The organism is Brevundimonas sp. KH_025 (assembly GCF_057839885.1).
This window is the reverse complement of record NZ_CM174501.1, coordinates 1,718,767-1,732,463: the sequence shown is the minus strand read 5'-3', so window position 1 is coordinate 1,732,463 and position 13,697 is coordinate 1,718,767. Positions and strand designations below refer to the sequence as shown.

General features: G+C 69.0%; 9 protein-coding genes. 7 read left to right on the top strand and 2 right to left on the bottom strand.

Going from position 1 to position 13,697, the window contains the following annotated elements:
- Positions 1–84: 84 nt before the first annotated feature.
- Genes AC3IS2_RS08655 through AC3IS2_RS08645 form a run of 3 tightly spaced genes read left to right on the top strand, consistent with a single transcriptional unit; the run spans position 85 to position 3,790 of the window.
- On the top strand, positions 85–1,920 hold the full coding sequence (locus tag AC3IS2_RS08655) for a PPC domain-containing protein (RefSeq protein ID WP_489197230.1): 1,836 nt from the start codon (positions 85–87) through the stop codon (positions 1,918–1,920).
- A gap of 19 nt (positions 1,921–1,939) precedes the next feature.
- Positions 1,940–2,971, top strand: a complete 1,032-nt coding sequence (gene fni, locus AC3IS2_RS08650; RefSeq protein WP_489197229.1) for a type 2 isopentenyl-diphosphate Delta-isomerase — start codon at positions 1,940–1,942, stop codon at positions 2,969–2,971.
- Between the two features lie 57 nt (positions 2,972–3,028).
- Positions 3,029–3,790, top strand: coding sequence for a peptidase (locus AC3IS2_RS08645; RefSeq protein ID WP_489197227.1), 762 nt, complete (start codon positions 3,029–3,031; stop codon positions 3,788–3,790).
- Positions 3,791–3,868: 78 nt separating this feature from the next.
- Here the strand turns inward: AC3IS2_RS08645 and hutH are convergent, their stop codons facing one another.
- Positions 3,869–5,398, bottom strand: a complete 1,530-nt coding sequence (gene hutH, locus AC3IS2_RS08640; protein WP_489197225.1) for a histidine ammonia-lyase — start codon at positions 5,396–5,398, stop codon at positions 3,869–3,871.
- A gap of 167 nt (positions 5,399–5,565) precedes the next feature.
- The gene (gene hutU / locus AC3IS2_RS08635; RefSeq protein WP_489197224.1) at positions 5,566–7,230 is read right to left on the bottom strand and encodes a urocanate hydratase; all 1,665 of its coding nucleotides are present in this window, start codon (positions 7,228–7,230) and stop codon (positions 5,566–5,568) included.
- A 92-nt stretch (positions 7,231–7,322) separates the two neighbouring features.
- Between hutU and hutC the strand changes: the two genes are divergently transcribed.
- Genes hutC through AC3IS2_RS08615 form a run of 4 tightly spaced genes read left to right on the top strand, consistent with a single transcriptional unit; the run spans position 7,323 to position 13,678 of the window.
- Entirely contained in the window at positions 7,323–8,021 is a 699-nt protein-coding gene (hutC, locus tag AC3IS2_RS08630; RefSeq protein ID WP_489197223.1) for a histidine utilization transcriptional repressor HutC, read from the top strand.
- A 5-nt stretch (positions 8,022–8,026) separates the two neighbouring features.
- On the top strand, positions 8,027–8,917 hold the full coding sequence (locus AC3IS2_RS08625; protein ID WP_489197222.1) for an agmatinase family protein: 891 nt from the start codon (positions 8,027–8,029) through the stop codon (positions 8,915–8,917).
- Positions 8,914–10,128 (top strand): imidazolonepropionase, encoded by a 1,215-nt coding sequence (hutI, locus tag AC3IS2_RS08620; RefSeq protein WP_489197221.1) that lies wholly within the window; start codon positions 8,914–8,916, stop codon positions 10,126–10,128. Before AC3IS2_RS08625 ends, hutI begins: the two co-directional genes overlap by 4 nt.
- 58 nt (positions 10,129–10,186) lie before the next feature.
- A complete protein-coding gene (locus AC3IS2_RS08615; protein ID WP_489197220.1) occupies positions 10,187–13,678 on the top strand; it encodes a class I SAM-dependent DNA methyltransferase in 3,492 nt (1,163 codons plus the stop codon).
- The last annotated feature ends 19 nt before the right edge of the window (positions 13,679–13,697 follow it).

Here is a 13,697-nt window from a genome sequence, read left to right as displayed (position 1 = left end):
TCTACTTCGGGAACTGGAAAGCGTGGCCGCGATTTACAGCCGCTGCGGTTCGGCGTCTATGATAGCGCCAGCAAAGAGGTTTTCATGCGTCATTCTCAGTTCGGGGCCCTGTTCGGGGCGGTCAGCGTCGTCGCCCTGCTGTCGTCCGGTTCCGCCTTGGCCCAAACGCCGACCGACACCCGCATCGGCGCCGAGGTGCGGGGACGGCTGGAAGAGGGGGACGCGCGCACCCGCGGCGGCGACGCCTATCGCTATGACGACTATCGCGTTCAACTGCGCGCCGGGCAGCGGCTGCAGGCCGAACTGCGCAGCAGCGACTTCGACGCCTATCTGGACGTCTATGCCGAGGGGCGGACTTCGGGCGAGCCTCTGGCCTCCGACGACGACGGCGCCGGCAGCGGCTCCAACGCCCGCCTGCGGTTCACGCCGGAAAGCGACGGCGTCTATATCATTCGCGCGCGGCCCCTCTCGGGTCTGGAGACCGGCGCCTACACCCTGGCCCTCAGCGAACGCGTGGCGCCGCGTCAGCCGCGACCGGGCCGGATTTCGGTCGGCGGCGACGTATCCGGCCGCCTGACCGGCGGCGACGCCGAGGACGAGGACGGCAACACGTTCGACGCCTACGCCTTCCGCGCGGAGGCCGGGGATCGCGTGGCGGTCCTGCTGGAAGCCGACGACTTCGATCCGGTGGTCCGCATCGGCCGTATGGTCAACGGCGCCTTCGTGCAGACGGCCCAGAACGACGACGGCGCGGGCAAGGGGCTGAACGCCTATCTGGTCTTCACCGCGGCGCAGGCCGGCGAATATGTGATCCAGGCCGCCTCGGTCGGCGGCGGCGCTGAGGGCGACTATCGCCTGTCGCTGGAGCAGGGGCCGCCGGCCCCGTCGGCGCGCAGCATCGCCATCGGCGAGGAGGTCAGCGGCCGTCTGGACGAGAACAGCGCCCAGAGCGATTCCGGCGCGCCCGCCGACCTCTATCGCTTCACCGGCCGCGCCGGTCAGCGCGTGGCGATCAGCCTGAAGGCCGACGACTTCGACAGCTACCTCGAACTGTTCGACGCCGACCGCAACAGCCTGGCGACCGACGACGACGGCGGCGGCGAGTTGAACGCCCGCCTGACCTTCGTCCTGCCCGAGGACGGCGACTATCTGGTCGAGGCGCGCGGCTTCTCGGACGCTGCGGGGTCTTACGACCTGAAGCTGGAGGAAGTGGCCCCGCCGCCGCCGCCGACCGCCCTCGGCTTCGGCCAGACGGTGCAGGGCGAACTGAAGGAAGGCGGCGCGACCGACGACGAGGGCCGCCTGTTCGACGGCTACGCCTTCACCGGGACCGAGGGCCAGCGCGTTCAGGCCCTCATGCGCTCCGGCGATTTCGACGCCCTGTTGCAGATCGGCAAGGCGGGCGAAGAGTTCGAGGAACTGGCCAGCGACGACGACGGCCTGCGTCAGGGGACGGACGCGCGCCTGACCTTCACCCTACCGGAAGACGGCGACTATATTCTTCGCGCACTGCCTTATTCTAGCGGCGGCAAGGGGCTGTATTCGCTGGAATTCTCGGATCGCGGACCTGAGCCGGGTCCCGGCAGCCTGCTGGTCGGATCGACCGCGCGCGGCAGCCTGTCCGAAGCCGACGCCATGAACGACGAGGGCGTCTCGTTTGACGCCTACACCTTCAAGGCCAAGGCCGACGAGAAGCTGCGCTTCACCATGATCTCCCCGGCCTTCGACGCCTTCGTCGAGGTGGGCGAGGACAAGGAGGGCGACTTCCGCAGCCTGGCCGAGGACGACGACAGCCTGTCGGACACCCACGCCCGGCTGGACTGGACCGCGCCGCGCGACGGGACCTATGTCGTGCGCGCCCGCAGCTTCGCGCCGGGCTCGACCGGCGACTATGTCCTGACGGTCGAGCGTCAGCCCTGACCGCCAAGGGGAGGGCGCGATGAGCGACGACCTGATTCTGGGCCGCAAGGACCAGCACCTCGACGTGGTGCTGTCCGGCGGCGGGCGACACGCCCTGGCCTCGGGCTTCGACGACTGGCGCTTCGTGCACGAGGCCCTGCCGGATCTGGACCACGCCAAGATCGACCTCGGCGCCGACTTTCTCGGTCGGCGTCTGCAGGCGCCCCTGCTGATCAGCGCCATGACTGGCGGACCGGCGCGCGCCGAAGCCATCAACGCCCGTCTGGCCGAGGCGGCGCAGCATCTGGGAATCGCCCTGGCCGTTGGCTCGCAGCGCGCGGCCATCGAGGGCGGGGCGACGGGAGGGCTGGATCGCTCGCTGCGGGATCGAGCGCCCGACACGGTGATCCTGGCCAACATCGGCGCGGCCCAACTGACGCGGGGCTTTGGTCTGGATCAGGCCAAACGGGCGCTGGACATGATCGGGGCCGACGCCCTGGTGGTGCATCTCAACCCCTTGCAAGAAGCCTGTCAGCCCGAGGGCGACCGCGACTGGTGGGGCGTCGGCGCGGCGCTTCAGGCCTTGATCCGCGATCTGGATGCGCCGGTCATCGTCAAGGAGACGGGGGCAGGCATATCGGCCGTCACCGCCCAGCGCCTGATCGCCATGGGCGCGGCGGGCGTGGACGTGGCCGGGGCTGGAGGCGCCAACTGGGGCCTGATCGAAGGCGAGCGCGCCACTGATCCTGCGGACAAGATCCACGCCGCCGCCTTCGCCGCCTGGGGCATCCCCACCGCCCGCGCCATCGCTGAGGCGCGCAACGCCTTGCCCGAAGCCCTGATCATCGGCTCGGGTGGCGTCCGCGACGGGGTCGATGTCGCCAAGGCCGTTCGCCTGGGCGCCGACGTGGTCGGCATGGCCTCGGGCGTCATTCAGGCGGCGACCATATCCACTGAGGCGGTGGTCGCGCATTTCCAGGTCGTGATCCGGCAACTGCGCACCGTCTGCTTCTGCACCAACGCCGCCAACCTGGCCGCGCTCAAACGGGCGCCGCTGCTGGCGGCGAAATAAATCAGTCGTTTAGGGCGTCACGCTACAGGCGACGTTCAACATTCGGAGACCTCCCCCATGCGCGCCCTTCTGATGACGACTGTTCTTGCGTCCGCCCTGGCTGTGGCCGGCGGCGCTGCCGCCCAGAGCACCATCCGTCCCGGCCAGACGGTGCAGGGCAATTTCAGCGGCAAGGACGCCCGCATGGGCGACGGCTCGCACTATCGTTGCTACGTCGTTCAGACCAATGCTGACGAGGCCTATACGGTGACGCTCAGCTCGGCCGACTTCGACACCTATCTGTCGGCGGGACCGGGCGCGGATTGCGATGAGACGACCGTCACCAACGACGACGGCCCCGACATGGGCACCAACTCGCAGTTGCGCTTCTCCTCCGGCGGCGGCCTGTGGATCATCAAGGCCAACACCCTGAGCGAAGGCGAGACCGGCCGCTATGAGCTGCGCATCTCCTCGGGCGAGCGCGTCCGTCCGACCACCCAGGTCCTGCCGATCGCCGTCGGCGAAAGCCGTTCCGGCCGTCTGGAGTTCAGCGATCGTCGCGCCGACGACGGTTCCTTCTTCGACTGCTACGCCCTGACCGTGGGCCGCGCTGGACGCACCGCCATTCGCCTGGATGCGCCGGAGTTCGACGCCTATCTGGCGCTGCATGAGGGGCCGCAATGCGACGGCGACTCTCTGGCCACCGATGACGACAGCGGCGGCCGCACCAGCGCCCTGATCGTCAAGGACCTGAGGCCGGGGACCTATTCCTTCCGCGCCAACACCCTGGGGGCCGCCGAAGAGGGCGAATACACGGCCACCGTCTCGATCAAGCGCTGACTGCAGGCGGCCGCCTCCGGACAAGACAAAGGCCTCGGCGTTCTCGCCGAGGCCTTTTCCTTTGGCTGCAATGCGGTCTTACGCCGAGGGCAGCAGATCGCCGGCGAAGGCGCGATAGCGACCGGCCCGCACCCCGTCCGTGGCCCGCGCGATGTCCGGCGCGAAGTAGCGGTCGGACGCATAGGGCTCGGCCGCCTCGCGCACGATGGCGTAGGTCTGCTCCAGTTCCGGCGACGAGGTCAGGGGGCGACGGAAGTCGATGCCTTGCGCCGCGGCCAGCAGTTCGATGCCGACCACGGTCGCCGTATTGGCGGCCATGTCCAGCAGGCGGCGCGCGCCGTGGGTGGCCATCGACACGTGGTCTTCCTGGTTGGCGCTGGTCGGCACGGTGTCGATGACGCAGGGGTGGGCCACCATGCGGTTCTCGGCCACCAGGGCCGCCGCCGTCACCTGGGCGATCATGAAGCCCGAGTTGACGCCGCTGTCCTTGACCAGGAAGGCGGGCAGGTCGGTCATCTTGGGGTCGACCAGGATGGAGGTGCGGCGCTCGGAGATATTGCCGATCTCGCATAGGACCATGGCGATCTGATCCGCTGCATAAGCAACAGGTTCCGCGTGGAAGTTGCCGCCCGAGATGACGTCGCCGTCCTCGATGAAGACCAGCGGATTGTCGGTCACGGCGTTGGCTTCACGCTCCAGCATGGCGGCGGCGTTACGCAGAACGTCGAGGGTCGCGCCCATGACCTGCGGCTGGCAGCGCAGCGAGTAGGGGTCTTGCACCTTGGCGCAATCGTGGCGGTGGCTTTCACGGATGGCGCTGCCGGTCAGAAGTTCGCGCAGGCGACGGGCCACGTCGATCTGACCCGGCTGGCCGCGCAGGGCGTGGATGCGGTGATCGAACGGCGCGTCCGAACCCAGAAGCGCATCGACCGACAGGGCGCCCGCGGCGACGGCGGCGGCGAAGACGTCCTCGGCGGCGAACAGGCCGGCCAGGGCCAGGGCCGTCGAGCACTGGGTGCCGTTCAGCAGGGCCAGGCCTTCCTTGGGGCCCAGGACGACGGGCTTCAGCCCGGCCTTGGCCAGGGCCGTCACGGCGTCCAGCGTCTGACCCTGATAGCGGGCCTCGCTGACGCCGATCAGGACGCAGCTCATGTGGGCCAGCGGCGCCAGATCGCCCGAGGCGCCGACCGAGCCCTTGGCCGGGATCAGCGGCAGGACCTCGGCGTTGACCATGCCGATCAGGGTCTCCAGCGTCTGACGGCGAACGCCCGAGGCGCCCTTCGACAGGCTGGCGATCTTCAGCACCATCAGCAGACGGGTGACGTTCTCGTTCAGCGGTTCGCCGACGCCGCAGGCGTGGCTGAGCACTAGGTTCTTCTGAAGGGTTTCAAGGTCTTCTGCCGCAATGCTGGTGTTGGCCAGCAGGCCGAAGCCGGTGTTGATGCCATAGACCGTGCGGCCTTCGGCCAGGATGGCGGCGACGACCGCCGCGCCCTTCTCGACATTGGCCCAGGCGGCGGGCGTGAGTTCGACCTGAACGGGGCCGTTCAGGGCTTGGCGCAGCTGATTAAGAGTCAGCGGGGCGGCGCCGATGGTGATCTGGGTCATTCGTCTTCTTCTCCTCCCTTCCCCTCGAGGGGGAAGGGCCGGGGATGGGGTGCAGGCAGTGTGCCTGAAATCAAGGCGCGGGAGGCGGCGCCTCCAGAGGCTTTACGGAAAGGGCGAAGGGTTCACCCCCACCCAACCCTCCCCCCTCGAGGGGGAGGGCTTTTAGGTTACGTCAGGCTCGGCAGGTTCAGCCCGTGCTCACGCGCGGCGTCCTTGGCGATTTCGTATCCGGCGTCGGCGTGGCGCATCACGCCGGTGGCCGGGTCGTTCCACAGGACGCGCTCCAGACGCTTGGCGGCTTCCGGCGTGCCATCGGCGACGATGACGACGCCCGAGTGCTGGCTATAGCCCATGCCGACCCCGCCGCCGTGGTGCAGCGACACCCAGCTGGCGCCCGACGCGGTGTTCAGCAGGGCGTTCAGCAGGGGCCAGTCGGACACGGCGTCCGAGCCGTCCATCATGGCCTCGGTCTCGCGGTTCGGGCTGGCGACGGAGCCGCTGTCCAGATGGTCGCGGCCGATGACGATGGGGGCCTTCAACTCGCCCGAGGCCACCATCTCGTTGAACATCAGACCGGCGCGGTGACGGTCGCCCAGACCGATCCAGCAGATGCGCGCGGGCAGGCCCTGGAAGGCGATGCGCTCGCCCGCCATGTCCAGCCAGCGATGCAGGCCGGCGTTGTCCGGGAACAGCGTCTTCATCGCCGCATCCGTCTTGCGGATGTCCTCGGGATCACCCGACAGGGCGGCCCAGCGGAACGGGCCGACGCCGCGGCAGAACAGCGGGCGGATGTAGGCGGGCACGAAGCCGGGGAAGTCGAAGGCGTTCTTCACGCCCTCGTCGAAGGCGACCTGACGGATGTTGTTGCCGTAGTCGACGGTGGGGATGCTCATGGCGTGGAAGTCGAGCATGGCCTGAACGTGGACGGCCATGGATTTGCGCGCGGCGGCTTCGACGGCGGCGGGGTCGCTGACGCGCTTTTCTTCCCACTCGGCGACGGTCCAGCCCGAGGGCAGGTAGCCGTTGACCGGGTCGTGGGCGCTGGTCTGGTCGGTTACCAGATCGGGGCGAACGCCGCGCTTGACCATTTCAGGCAGAAGCTCAGCTGCATTGCCCAACAGGCCGATCGACAAGGCTTTCTTGTCCTTGAACGACTGCTCCAGCAGGGCCAGGGCCTCGTCCAGGGTCTCGGCCATGACGTCGACGTAGCGGGTGCGCTGGCGGAACTCGATGCGGCTGCGCTGGCACTCGATGGTGATGCAGGAGGCGCCGGCCATGGTCGCGGCCAGCGGCTGGGCGCCGCCCATGCCGCCCAGGCCCGCCGTCAGGATCCACTTGCCCGACCAGTCGCCGCCATAGTGCTGGCGGCCCGCCTCCATGAAGGTCTCATAGGTGCCTTGGACGATGCCCTGGGTGCCGATGTAGATCCACGACCCGGCCGTCATCTGGCCGTACATCATCAGACCCTTGCGATCGAGCTCGTTGAAATGCTCCCAGGTCGCCCACTTGGGCACCAGGTTGGAGTTGGCGATCAGGACGCGCGGGGCGTCTTCGTGGGTGCGGAAGACGCCGACCGGCTTGCCCGACTGGACCAGCAGGGTCTCGTCGGCTTCCAGCTTTTGCAGCTGCTCGACGATGGTGTCGAAGGCCTGCCAGTTGCGGGCCGCCTTGCCGATGCCGCCATAGACGACCAGGTCCTCGGGGCGCTCGGCCACCTCGGGGTCGAGGTTGTTCATCAGCATCCGCATGGCCGCTTCGGCGGCCCAGGTCTTGGCGGTCTTTTCAGGCCCGTGCGGGCTGCGGATGATGCGGGTGTTGGGCGTGGCGCTCATCGATTCCTCCGTGCGGCGTCGGCCGCCGTCGTGTGTTCTGGCGGTCAGTCTTATGTCTAGACATTATTGCGCGCAAGAGGCAGGGTCAGTTCATGGATCATGAGCCGCTTCATCGACGGATCGCTGGCGACATCGAGCGCCGCATCGCCTCGGGCGAATGGCGGCCGGGCTTCCGCATCCCGACCGAGGCCGAGCTGATGGCCGAATACGGCTGCGCCCGGATGACGGTGTCGCGCGCCATGTCGGACCTGTCGGCGCGGGCCCTGGTGGTGCGGCGGCGTCGCGCCGGGACGGTGGTGGCCCATCCGCCGGTGCATTCGTCGGCCCTGGTCGCGATCCCCGACATCCAGTCCGAGGTCGAGGGCAGGGGGCTGACCTATTCCCACCGCCTGCTGGGCCGGATCGTCCGCCCCGCGCGGCCCGACGAGGGGCTGGGCCAGCGGGTGGTCGAGCTGGAGACCCTGCATCTGGCCGACGACCTGCCCTTCGTCTTCGAGCGCCGCCTGATCTCTCTGACCGCCGCGCCCGAGGCGGAGGCCGCTGACTTCACCACCCAGCCGCCGGGCGGCTGGCTGCTGGCCCACATGCCCTGGACCGAGGCCGAGCATCGGATTTCCGCCGTCGGCGCCGACCATGAAACGGCGACCCATCTGGGTCTGGCCGACGGCGCGGCCTGTCTGCGGCTGGAGCGCCGCACCTGGCGCGACGGCCAGGGCGTGACCTGGGCGTGGCAGACCTTCCCCGGCGCGGCCTATGATCTGGTCGCCCGCTTTTCCCCGACCAAAGGATGACCCTCATGAGCGAACCGTCTGAAGCCCTCGGTTGGCGCTCTGTCGCGGACCTAGTGGGGAACCATCCCGACGCCGCCGTCGCCCTGATAGGCGCGCCGCTGAACGAACGGTCGCTGACGCCGGGCCGCTGCGACCTGGGGCCGAAAACCCTGCGCGCCGTCCTGCCGCGCCTGTCCACCTATGACGTCGAGACCGGGCTGGAGCTGGAGGTTCTGGTCCACGACGCGGGGGATGTGGCGCTGAAGGCCGTGTCGCCGTTCGACGCTTTTGAACCTGTGCGCGACGCGGTGAAGGCTCAGGCCCACCGCGCCCTGACCATCCTGGTCGGCGGCAACAACGCCATCACCCGGCCGGGCGTCCACGCGCTGGGGCTGGACCGCGTCGGCGTGCTGACGCTGGACGCTCATTTCGACCTGCGCGACACGGATCAGGGCCTGACCAACGGCAATCCGATCCAGGCCCTGCTGGACGATGGGCTAGACGGACAGCGGATCAGCCAGATCGGCCTCGCTCCCTTCGCCAACACCCGCCGCGCGCATGAAAAGGCCGATGCCGCCGGGATCAGCGTCCGCACCGCCCGCGAGTGCCGCCAGCGCGGTCTGGCGACCGTGGTGGTCGAGGAACTGGAGCGCCTGTCCTCCCTGTGCGAGGTCATCTACGTCGACTTTGACATCGACGTCATCGACCGCAGCCAGTGGCCCGCCAGCCCCGGCGCGCGGCCAGGCGGGGTCTCGGTCCACGATTTCTTCGACGCCGCCCGCGCCATCGGCGCCTGTCCCAAGGTCCGCGCCGTCGATCTGACCGAATACGACCCCTCGCTGGAAGTCGGCGACCTCGGCTCCCTGACCGCCGGGCGCTGGTTCTGCGAAATCCTCAGCGGGGTGGCTGCGCGATGATCCTCGCTGACCGTCTCCTTACCGACTGCCACGTCGCGACCATGACCGAGGGCGGCGCCCCCTATGGCGCGATCGAGGACGCCGCCATCCTGATCAAGGATGGGCGCATCGTCTGGGTCGGGCCGCGCGCGGACCTGCCTGTGCACAAGGCTGTGGAAACCGACAGTCTGGGCGGCCGGTGGGTCACGCCGGGCCTGATCGACTGCCACACCCATCTGGTCTTCGGCGGCGACCGCTCGGGCGAGTTCGAGCGGCGGCTGGAGGGCGCGACCTATGAGGAGATCGCGCGCGCCGGGGGCGGCATCGTCTCCTCGGTCAAGGCGACGCGAGAGGCCAGCGAGGACGCCCTCTACGCCTCGGCCTGCAAGCGTCTGGAGGGGCTGAAGGCCACGGGCGTCACCACGCTTGAGATCAAGTCCGGCTATGGTCTGGACCACGACAGCGAGCTGAAGATGCTGCGCGTCGCCCGCCGCATCGGGCGCGAGGCGGGGGTGCGGGTCCGCACCTCCTACCTGGGCCTGCACGCCGTGCCGCCCGAGCATAAGGCCGACCGCGCCGCCTATGTGGACAAGGCTGTGGATGAGATCCTGCCCGCCGCCCATGCCGAGGGTCTGGTCGACGCCGTTGACGCCTATTGCGAGCCCATCGCCTTCACCACGGACGAGGTGGCGCGCCTGTTCGACAAGGCCGAGGCGTTGGGCCTTCCGGTCAAGCTGCACGCCGACCAGTTGTCGGACGGCGGCGGCGCGGCGTTGGCGGCCCGCTATCACGCCCTGTCCGCCGATCATATCGAGCACACGACCGAGCCGGGGGTTCAGGCCATGGCCGAGGCAGGCGTGGTGGCGGTCCTGCTGCCCGGCGCCTTCCTGATGTTGCGCGAGACCAAGCTTCCGCCCGTCGCCCTGCTGCGTCAGCACGGCGTCGCCATGGCGGTGGCCACCGACTGCAACCCCGGAACCTCGCCGGTCGCTTCGATGACGGCGGCGCTGAACCTGGTCTGCGTCCAGTTCCGCCTGACCCCGGAAGAGGCCCTGGCCGGCGCCACCCGCCACGCCGCCCGCGCCCTGGGGTTGCAGGACGAGGTTGGGACCATCGAGGCCGGCAAGGCCGCCGACCTGGCGGTCTGGGACATCAGTCGCCCGGCCGAGCTTTGCTACTGGCTGGGCGCGCCGCTGCTGCATGGGCGCTACCTCGGCGGCGAAATCTCCTAAAGGTTGTATTTCTGCGTTATCTGTAATCTAAGATTGTTGGCGGGGAGGCCGACAATCCATGGATGCAGACGACTTCATTCGCCGCTGGTCCGAGGCGCCGATCAGCGAGCGCGCCCACTATCAGACCTTCATCGCTCAACTGTGCCGCCTGATCGGCGTCTCGGCTCCGGATGACGAGCGGACGGGCGATCTCGACTACTGCTTCGAGCGCCCGGTGAAGTTCCACCACGAGGACGGCGGCAGCCACCCCGGCTATATCGACTGCTACCGACGCGGGGCCTTCGTGCTGGAGGCCAAGCAGTCGGGCAAGCGCGGGGCGGGCGGGGCGCTGGACCCGCAGCCGCAACTGGCTCTGTTCGGCGGGCGCGGGCGCAAGGCGTCCGCGGGCGTGACGGGCGGGCTGGAAGCCCTGATGCGCAACGCCAAGCGTCAGGCCGAGAACTACGCCAAGGCCCTGGACGAATGGCCGCCCTTCATCGTCGTGGTCGATGTGGGACGGGCCATCGAGCTGTGGTCCGACTTCGGCCGACAGGGCAAGGCCTATGTCCCGTTTCCCGACCGCGCCCGCTATCGGATCGAGATGGCGCATCTGCGCGACGAGGCGGTGCGGGACCGGCTGAGGCGCGTCTGGTCCGATCCGATGAGTCTGGACCCCGCCGCGCGCGTGGCCGAGGTGACGACGGACATCGCCGGGCGGCTGGCCTGGCTGGTGCGCTCCATCGGCGGACGGGTTCCGGTTGGCGTGGATGGACGGCCCGATCCGGTGGCCAAGGCGGCGCGGGCCAATCAGACGGCCCTGTTCGTCATGCAGTGCATCTTCGCCATGTTCGCCGACAGCGTCGGCCTGATCGAGGACAAGGGCTTCCGGCGCTTTCTGGAAAGCTATCGCGGCCACGCCGACCAGTTTCATCTGGGCGCGGGCGACTTTTTCCGCCGCATGGATGAGGGCGGGCACTGCTCGGCCATTCGCCAGACCTTGCGCCGTTTCAACGGCGGCCTGTTCCGCCACGCCGCCGCCCTGCCGATCACCGAGGACGAACTGGAGGCTCTGATCGCGGCGGCTCAGCGGGATTGGGCCTCGGTCGAACCGGCCATCTTCGGAACCCTGCTGGAACAGGCTTTGGCCCCGGACGAGCGGGCGGAACTGGGCGCCCACTACACCCCGCGCGCCTATGTCGAGCGTCTGGTCGAGCCGACGATCATGGAGCCGCTTCGCGCCGACTGGGAGGCCGCCGAGGCCAGCGCCATCGGCCTGTTCATGGCCGGCGACCACAGGGGTGCGCGCCGGATGGTGCGCCAGTTCCATCATGACCTGTGCCACGTCCGCGTGCTGGACCCGGCCTGCGGCACTGGCAACTTCCTCTATGTCGCCATGGGCATGATGAAGGAGCTGGAAGGCGAGGTCCTGGCCGTCCTGGGCGAGATGGGCGAGGCGCAAGGCTCGCTGGCGCTGGACGGCCATACCGTCAGCCCGGAACAGTTCTGGGGGCTGGAGAAGAACGCCTATGCCGCCTGGATCGCCGAGATGGTGATGTGGATCGGTTATCTGCAGTGGCATTTCCGCGTCTATGGCGACGCCAAGCCGTCAGAGCCGATCCTGCGCAATTTCGAGCGCATCCGTCAGACCGACGCCCTGCTGTCCTGGTCGCGCGAGGAACTGGTTCGCGACGCCGCGGGGCGGCCCGTCGTGCGCGCGCGGCCCAGACCTCGACAAGGGCGCAAGGACAGCGACGCGCCGGACCTGTTTCCGGTGCTCGAGGAACGCGAGGTGGTCCGCCTGATCGACCCGCGTCCGACGCCGTGGCGGGACGTTCACTTCATCATCGGCAACCCGCCCTTCATCGGCGGCAAGGATCTGAGGCGCGAACTGGGCGACGGCTATGTCGACGCCCTGTGGCAGGTGCGCCAGGGGCGGTTTCGGTCCGCTGACCTGGTCACGGCCTGGTGGGACCGGGCGGCGGACATCCTGACGGCCAAGGGGAGCAGCCTGCGCCGCTTCGGTTTCATCACCACCAACTCGATCACCCAGACCTTTTCGCGTCGTGTGCTGGAGCATCACCTGAAGGGCGAGCCGCCGATGCGGCTGGTCTTCGCCATCCCCGACCATCCCTGGATCAAGGGCGGGGACCGCGCCGCCGTCCGCATCGCCATGACCGTGGCCGAGCGCGGCGAGCCGGACGGGCGGGGGCGGTTGCTGACCGTCGTGTCGGAGGCGGGTCTTCACTCCGACGCGCCCGAGATCGTCTTCGGCGTCGAGCGCGGCGCTATTTCAGCCGATCTTTCGGTCAGTGCCCCGGTGTCCGACGCCGTGCCGTTGAAGGCCAATGCGGCCCTGGCCATGCGCGGAGTGCAACTGATGGGCGCGGGCTTCATCGTCGCGCCGGACCGGGCGGCGGCCCTGCTGTCGGCCTCAGAGCCCGAGGCGGTCTCGCCGATCCGGGCCTATCGCAATGGCCGAGATCTGGCGGATCGGCCGCGCGGGGTGAACGTCATCGACCTGTTCGGCTGGGAGGAGGCCGAGGTGCGGCGGCGCCACCCGGCGATCTTTCAGCACGTTCTCGAGACGGTGAAGCCCGAGCGGGACCGCAACAACCGGGCCTCCTATCGTGACAACTGGTGGATCTTCGGCGAACCGCGCCGGGAGCTGCGTCCAGCACTGGAAGGTTTGCGGCGCTATATCGCGACGGTCGAAACCGCCAAGCATCGCTGGTTCCGATTTATGGATCCGGGCATCCTGCCCGACAACAAGCTGGTGGTGATAGCCAGCGACGATCCGGTCGTGCTGGGCGTCCTGTCGTCCTGGCTGCATCAGCAGTGGTTCATCGCCAACTCGGCGCGGATCGGGGTGTATGACGGCGACGCTGTTTACGTGAAGGGCGCTTGCTTCGACGCCTTTCCCTTTCCCGATCTGTCCGGCAGGGCGGCGGCCGAGATCGCGGCTCTGGCCGAGGAAATCGACGAACTGCGGGCGCGGGTTCTGACGCGGCACGCCTTCCTCAGCATGACCGGTCTCTATAATGCGCGGGCCAGACTGGCGGATCATGAGGTGCTGGCCGAGGCCGAGCGCGCGCTGCATGAAGCCGGCTGCATCGGCCTGCTGGACCATCTGCACCGGCGGTTGGATGCGGCGGTCATGGCCGCCTACGGCTGGCCGGCGGATCTGTCGGCGCAGGAGGCCGTGGCGCGGCTGGTGGCGCTGAACCGGGCGCGCGCCGCCGAGGAGGCGCACGGCGAGGTGCGCTTCCTGCGTCCTGCATTCCAGGCGGGGCGGGTGAAGACGCCCCGTCGTCCTGTCCAGGTCGAGGCGAAGCTGGACGTCGCCGACAGGCTTCCGCATCTCCCCGAGGCGCCGGGAGCCATGGCCTCCGCCCTGCTGCACGCCTTGAGGCAGGAAGGCGTCCCGGTCGGGCCGCGCGCTCTGGCCGCCCGCTTCGGCGGTCGTCGCGGACGCCGGATGGAGGATCGCATCGAGCAGACCCTGGCGGTTCTGGCCGTGGCCGGGTCGGTTCAGCGCACCCCGGACGGATGGTTCACCCCGCGCCGAGTCTGATGCTAGCCTCCGCCCTCGG